This is a genomic window from Bacillus sp. 3G2 (assembly GCF_044324725.1).
Lineage (GTDB): Bacteria > Bacillota > Bacilli > Bacillales > Bacillaceae_G > Bacillus_A > Bacillus_A mobilis.
The window spans coordinates 1-7,500 of record NZ_CP172246.1 but is presented as its reverse complement, the minus strand read 5'-3'; the positions used below and the strand labels follow the sequence as shown (position 1 = coordinate 7,500).

At 35.5% G+C, this 7,500-nt stretch carries 6 protein-coding genes (1 of these 6 only partly in view); all 6 read right to left on the bottom strand.

Features of this window, described 5'->3' with window-relative positions; all coding sequences use genetic code 11:
• Positions 1-1,255: the 5' portion of a DNA gyrase subunit A gene (gyrA, locus tag ACHZK0_RS00030; protein WP_001282859.1), read on the bottom strand. The gene continues 1,217 nt to the left of window position 1, outside the view; the window shows 1,255 of its 2,472 coding nt (coding positions 1-1,255); its start codon is at positions 1,253-1,255; its stop codon lies beyond the left edge, outside the window.
• A gap of 88 nt (positions 1,256-1,343) precedes the next feature.
• A complete protein-coding gene (gyrB, locus tag ACHZK0_RS00025; protein WP_061679590.1) occupies positions 1,344-3,266 on the bottom strand; it encodes a DNA topoisomerase (ATP-hydrolyzing) subunit B in 1,923 nt (640 codons plus the stop codon).
• A gap of 38 nt (positions 3,267-3,304) precedes the next feature.
• The gene (recF, locus tag ACHZK0_RS00020; RefSeq protein ID WP_000470743.1) at positions 3,305-4,432 is read right to left on the bottom strand and encodes a DNA replication/repair protein RecF; all 1,128 of its coding nucleotides are present in this window, start codon (positions 4,430-4,432) and stop codon (positions 3,305-3,307) included.
• 12 nt (positions 4,433-4,444) lie between these two features.
• On the bottom strand, positions 4,445-4,657 hold the full coding sequence (gene yaaA, locus ACHZK0_RS00015) for a S4 domain-containing protein YaaA (RefSeq protein WP_000821366.1): 213 nt from the start codon (positions 4,655-4,657) through the stop codon (positions 4,445-4,447).
• Positions 4,658-4,784: 127 nt separating this feature from the next.
• Positions 4,785-5,924 (bottom strand): DNA polymerase III subunit beta, encoded by a 1,140-nt coding sequence (gene dnaN, locus ACHZK0_RS00010; protein ID WP_001212888.1) that lies wholly within the window; start codon positions 5,922-5,924, stop codon positions 4,785-4,787.
• Between the two features lie 178 nt (positions 5,925-6,102).
• On the bottom strand, positions 6,103-7,443 hold the full coding sequence (gene dnaA, locus ACHZK0_RS00005) for a chromosomal replication initiator protein DnaA (protein ID WP_262742580.1): 1,341 nt from the start codon (positions 7,441-7,443) through the stop codon (positions 6,103-6,105).
• Positions 7,444-7,500: the final 57 nt, after the last annotated feature.

Below are 7,500 nucleotides of genomic sequence, written 5' to 3'. Positions count from 1 at the left end.
CACTTAAACCGAAACGTTCCATTAAGCCTTGCTTTGCAATATCTGCTGTTTTCGAACTACGAATTAACGTAATAACTTCATCAAGATGATCTAGAGCAATTCTTAATCCTTCTAAAATGTGAGCACGCGCCTCTGCTTTTTCTAATTCATAAGCAGTACGTCGACGAATTACTACCTTCTGATGCTCCAAGTAATGATATAAATTTTGTTTTAAATTCAATACTTGTGGCTCTCCATTTACAAGAGACAACATATTAATACCGAAACTTGTTTGAAGTGCTGTATGTTTATATAGATTATTTAATAGTACATTGGCATTGGCATCACGGCGTACTTCCATAACAATACGCATACCGTTTCGATCTGACTCATCACGTAAATCCGTAATACCTTCAATTTTCTTGTCACGAACTAATTCTGCAATTTTTTCAATTAATCGCGCCTTATTAACTTGATAAGGTAGTTCAGTTACGAGAATAGATTGTTTACCATTTGACTTTTCTTCAATTTCAACTTTAGCTCGAAGCATAATAGAGCCTCTACCTGTTTCATACGCTCTTCGAATTCCACTTCGTCCCAAAATTAAACCTGCTGTTGGAAAATCTGGCCCTGGAATAAACTCCATTAATTCCGCAATCGTAATATCAGGATTATGGCTTAGTGCCAATACACCATCAATTACTTCACCAAGTTGATGCGGTGGGATATTTGTTGCCATACCAACCGCGATACCCGTCGTACCGTTCACTAATAAATTAGGGAAACGCGCCGGCAATACAATTGGCTCTCTTTCAGAACCATCATAGTTATCTTGATAATCAATCGTGTTTTTTGAAATATCACGTATTAATTCCATAGAAATCTTAGACATTCTTGCTTCTGTATAACGCATTGCTGCTGCTGAATCGCCATCAACAGAACCAAAGTTACCATGCCCATCAACAAGCATATAACGCTGACTAAAATCTTGCGCCATACGTACCATCGTCTCGTAAACAGCTGAATCACCGTGAGGGTGATACTTACCGATTACTTCACCGACAATACGCGCTGATTTCTTATACGCTTTATCAGCTGTAATTCCTAAATCATTCATCGCATATAAAACCCTACGATGCACAGGTTTTAATCCATCACGAACATCTGGTAATGCACGAGATACGATAACACTCATTGCGTAATCTAAAAACGAAGTACGCATTTCATGACTAATATTAATTTCTCGAATTCGTGCTTGTTGTTGATTGTCTGACATCAACGAGCACCTCCTCTTACATTTCCGTTACACATACATTGATTTATATGTAGAAGACAGGAATACTTAGATTCCTGTCGTTACCCATTTAAATATCAAGGTTTTTCACGTATTTTGCATTTTCTTGGATAAAGTTACGACGTGGCTCTACTTTATCTCCCATTAAAATTTCAAATGTTTCATCCGCTTCAATTGCATCTTGAAGAGAAACTTGAAGTAATGAACGTACTTCTGGGTCCATTGTCGTCTCCCATAACTGAGTTGGATTCATTTCCCCTAGACCTTTATAACGCTGAATCCCTGGCTTAGGTTGTGCTGGTAATTCTGCTAAGATTTTTTCAAGTTCCTTATCGTTGTAAGCATATTGAATTTTCTTACCTTGTTGTACTTTAAACAAAGGTGGCTGTGCGATATATATATAACCACACTCAATTATTTGACGCATATAACGATAGAAGAACGTTAATAATAGGGTACGAATATGCGCACCATCAACATCGGCATCGGTCATAATAATAACTTTATGATAGCGTGCTTTTTCAATATCGAAGTCTCCGCCGATATTTGTACCGATCGCTGTAATAATTGTACGAACTTCATCGTTTGATAAAATCTTATCTAAACGTGCCTTTTCAACATTAATAATTTTACCCTTCAATGGTAAAATTGCTTGGAAATGACGATCGCGCCCTTGTTTCGCAGACCCACCCGCAGAGTCACCCTCTACGATATAAATTTCACTAATTGCTGGATCCTTAGAGGAACAGTCTGCTAATTTCCCTGGTAAACTTGAAACTTCTAAAGCACTCTTTCGGCGAGTTAACTCACGAGCCTTTTTAGCTGCTACACGCGCACGTGCTGCCATCGTCCCTTTATCGATAATTTTACGCGCAACATTGGGATTTTCCAGTAAGAACTTTTCAAATGCCTCTGAGAACACTGACTCTGTAATCGTTCTTGCTTCACTATTTCCAAGTTTCGTCTTCGTTTGTCCTTCGAATTGCGGATTTGGATGTTTAATTGACACAATTGCCGTTAAACCTTCACGAACATCTTCACCAGTTAAATTACTATCCGCATCTTTTAAAATATTATTTTTACGACCATAATCGTTGATCACACGAGTTAAGGCTGTTTTAAATCCTACCTCGTGTGTACCGCCTTCATACGTATGAATATTATTTGTAAATGAGTAAATATGATTTGTATATCCTTCGTTATATTGAAGCGCAACTTCAACTTGAATACCATCTTTTGACCCTTCTACATATACAGGTTCTTCATGAATTGGCTGTTTTGAACGATTTAAATGTTCAACATATGATTTAATTCCACCTTCATAATGGAATTCTTTCTTCTGTTTATGTTCACGTTTATCTTCAATCGTTAATTTAATATTACGATTTAAAAATGCTAATTCGCGCATACGAGTTGCTAACGTATCAAATTCGTATACTATTGTTTCCTGAAAAATTTCTGGATCTGGTTTAAATCGAGTTATCGTTCCTGTTTGATCTGTGTCACCAATGACTTTTAAATCCGCAACCGGAATACCTCGTTCGTATTTTTGATAATGGATTTTTCCTTCACGATGTACAAATACCTCTAGTTCTGTTGATAGAGCATTTACTACAGATGCCCCAACACCATGCAAACCACCAGAAACTTTATAACCGCCACCGCCAAACTTACCACCAGCATGGAGAACAGTCATTATAACTTCTACAGCAGGACGTCCCATTTTTTCTTGTATACCAACTGGAATACCACGTCCATTATCCGTTACAAGAATACTATTATCTTCTTCGATACTAACGTTAATTTCATCACAATACCCTGCAAGTGCTTCATCAATACTATTATCGACGATTTCCCAAACAAGATGGTGAAGTCCTTTTCCACTCGTAGATCCAATATACATCCCAGGGCGTTTTCGAACCGCTTCTAATCCTTCAAGTACCTGTATCTGACTTTCATCATATGAGTTTTCTTCCATTTGCTTTTGTTCCATTGACACAAAGATCACCTACTTTTCCATTTAAATAGGGATTACGCCCTATCTATTTCACAATCTACCGTGCCGTTCGTTACATGAATTGTTTTCGCTTCTTTTAATGTTTCGTGTTCAATTCCGTCGACACTCGTCGTTGTCACAAATGTTTGCACTTTTCCTTGAATTGTATTTAACAGATGCGATTGACGATAATCATCTAATTCTGATAATACATCATCCAATAAAAGAATCGGATATTCCTTAACTTCTGAGTAAATCAATTCAATTTCAGCTAATTTTAGGGACAGTGCGGTCGTTCGTTGTTGTCCTTGTGAACCAAAGACTTGAACATTTTTACTATTAACGAAGAATTGTAAATCATCACGATGAGGACCAATTAAAGTCGTACCACGGAAAATCTCACGTTGTTTCACAGATTGAAAATTTTCATAGTATACTTCTTTTATTTTCGACAAATCCATTGATTCTGATACATCTACACTTGGTTTATAGACAATTTCTAATTCTTCTAATCCACGGCTTATACCGCGATGAATTGGAGCTGCCCATTCTTGTAGTAAATGCAAAAACTCAAACCGTTTTTGCAATATTTTTGCACCATGCTCAATAAGCTGAAGTGTAAATACATCCAACATCGTTTCCTCATTCTTACTATTCCCTTGCATTTTTTTCAGCAAGTGATTTCGTTGCGTGAGCACCTTTTGATATTGACTCAATTCATACAAATAGACTGGCGCTATTTGTCCTAATTCCATATCTAAAAAGCGTCTTCTTACTTGAGGGCTTCCTTTTACAAGATTTAAATCTTCTGGGGCAAACATGACAACATTCATCATGCCAATATATTGACTCAATTTTTGTTGTTCAAGTTGATTTAATTTTGCCTTTTTACCTTTTTTCGAAATATTTAATTCCAAAGACAAAGAACTATTTCTCTTTTGTAATTTCCCTTTAATTTGACCGAAATCTTCATCCCAACGGATAAGCTCGCGATCATTAGAGGTTCTATGAGATTTCGCCATCGCTAAAACGTAAATCGCTTCCATCAAATTTGTTTTCCCTTGCGCGTTTTCACCGATAATCACATTCACTTTATCTTCAAAGGAAAGCTCTAACTTTTCATAATTGCGATAGTTTTTTAACTGTATTTCTGAAATAAACAAAGGGCTCCCCCTTTATGCCTGAACTTGGAAACTTCCGCTTCCTGGAATTTCAATAATATCGTTCGCATATAATTTGCGACCTCTTCTATTTTCAAGTTCTTGATTCACGTACACTTCATATTCTTGTAAAAACCATTTTACAGCGCCACCTGTATCAATTACATCGGCTAACTTTAAAAATTGTCCTAGTGTAATATACTCTGTTGAAATTTTAATACGTTTCATAAAATCGCTCACTTTCTGAAAGTGTTCATTCTTTCATTGTACTAAATAAACTAACATTAGGAAAGTAATACCCAAAAATCAAATAAGGGCTACTAGCATCTGAAAACTAGCAACCCTTACTTCTTACTTAGTAAGTACGAACCGGTAAAATTAATTGAATAATGGACTCATCATTTACTGTGCGAATTAGGAATGGTCTCATTGCGCCAGTAAAGCTAATTTTAATTTCAGTACTATCTAAAGCTTTTAGTGCATCCATCATATATTTTGCACTAAAAGATATTTTTAATTCTTCCCCATCTACTTTTTCACATTGAACTTCTTCTACTACTTTCCCGATTTCTGGTGAATTCGAAGAAATCTCTAGCATTTCTTGTTCTAAAGTTGATAATTTCACAACGTTATTACGACCATCCCTTGCTAATAGAGATGCGCGATCAATTGCTTGTAAAAATTCTTTTGTATTTACAAAAATATCTGTTTTACTTTCGGCTGGAATTAAACGAGTTGTATCAGGGTAATTCCCTTCTAACAATCTTGAGAAGAATAATAAGTGCTTTGTACGGAATAATACTTGATACTCCGTAATAACGATATCTACCATTTCTTCAGACTCATCTAGAATTTTGCTTAATTCATTTAAGCTTTTACCTGGAATAACAACATTCGCTTGAAATTCATCTGCGATTCCTTCTATTTTTGCTTTTCGAAGAGCTAACCTGTGACTATCTGTAGCAATACAAGTTAATTCGCTGTTATATACTTTCCAGTTTACACCTGTCAAGATTGGTCTTGTTTCAGAAGTTGAAACTGCAAATACAGTTTGTCTGATCATATGTTTCAGTAAATCTGTTGGAATCTTAAAAACATGATGTTCTTCAATTTGTGGTAACAATGGATATTCAGCAGAATCTAAACCATTTAAATTAAACTCTGATTTTCCAGAAGTTATTTTTGTCATAAAGTGATTTTCCACAGAAATTTCGACAGTCTCTTTAGGTAATTTTTTTACAATCTCACTAAAATATTTTGCTTGTAAAATAATACTTCCTGATTGTGCTACTTCTACGATTTCTTTTCCATCGTCTTCAACTGGGATAAAGGATTCAATTGAAATATCAGCATCGCTTCCTGTTAACGTAACGCCTTCTTCCGTAGCGACAATTTTAATTCCTGTAAGAATCGGAATTGTTGTGCGAGAAGAAACAGCCTTCATTACATCTTGTACACTTCTTACAAGATAGTCTTTTTGTATTGTAAAACGCATAAAGAAAAACCTCCGGTAAGTATAAGATTTTATTTAATTAATAAAGATAAAAAATAGTAGTAATAGTAATAGGGCTTGTGGATATGTGGATAACCCCGTTAAAGGATGTAAAAACAGTCTATCTACATGTGGATAGACTGTGCGTAAAACAAGGTAAGTTATTCACACTATTCAGCTACTACTTTAAAATATCGTTAATTTCTTCAACCTGTTTTTGTAATTGCGTATCCGTTTTAAGTAGCTTAGAAATTTTTTCATGGGCATGGATAACTGTTGTATGATCACGTCCACCAAATTCTTCACCTATTTTAGGTAAGGAGAAGTCTGTAAGTTCGCGTGATAAATACATTGCAATTTGGCGAGGGAAAGCAACTGATTTTGTTCGCTTTTTCGCTTTGAAATCTTCCAATTTTATTTGATAAACATCCCCAACAGCTTTTTGAATATCATAAATGGAGATAATTTTTGGTTTAGAATTTGGAATAATATCTTTAAGTGCTTCAGCTGCTAAATCAGCATTAATATCTTTGTTAATCAAAGATGAATAAGCTACAACTCGGATGAGTGCCCCTTCTAGTTCACGAATGTTTGAATCAATTTGATTTGCAATATAAAGCATAACCTCATTTGGTATATCGAGTCCTTCAGCCTTTGCTTTTTTACGTAAAATTGCAATTCGTGTTTCTAAATCTGGTGGCGTAATATCCGTAATAAGTCCCCATTCAAAGCGAGAACGAAGACGGTCTTCTAAAGTTGGAATTTCTTTTGGTGGCCGATCACTTGAAATTACAATTTGTTTACTTTCTTCGTGTAATGCATTGAATGTATGGAAAAACTCTTCTTGAGTTTGTTCTTTTCCTGCTAGAAATTGAATATCATCTATCAATAAAACATCTACATTACGGTATTTATTACGAAAATCGACCGCTTTATTATCACGAATAGAATTAATGAATTCATTTGTAAATTTTTCTGATGATAAATATACAACTTTCGCATTTGGGTTATGTTCAATTACATAATGACCAATTGCATGCATTAAATGGGTCTTTCCAAGTCCAACTCCCCCGTAAATAAAGAGGGGATTATATGCTTTAGCTGGCGCTTCGGCTACGGCCAATGAAGCAGCATGAGCAAAACGGTTACCAGAGCCAATAACAAATGTATCAAATGTATATTTTGGATTTAGCATGCTCTGTGGTAAATGATTAGAATCATCTTGTGTTGAATTTGGTTTAGAAGGAGGAAGATCAATCTCCTCTTCAGCTTGACTTTGGGGAATAATAAAGCGAATAGCTAATTTTGCCCCCGTTAAATCGTAAAGTGTTTCCGAAATTAGCTCTGAATAATGAGATTCTAACCAATCACGAGCGAATTCATTTGGAGCTGTAATTGTTAATACGTCTTTCTTTAAATTATGCGCGGTTGTTGACTTTAACCATGTTTCATAACTTGGCTTACTGACCTTTTTTTCTAGTTCTTTTAAGGCACTGTTCCATAAATCAGAGATGTTTTCCAAAGGTGTCCCTCCTTTACTAAGATGGTAAAAGAATAAGGTTGCGCAACAAATGTACAA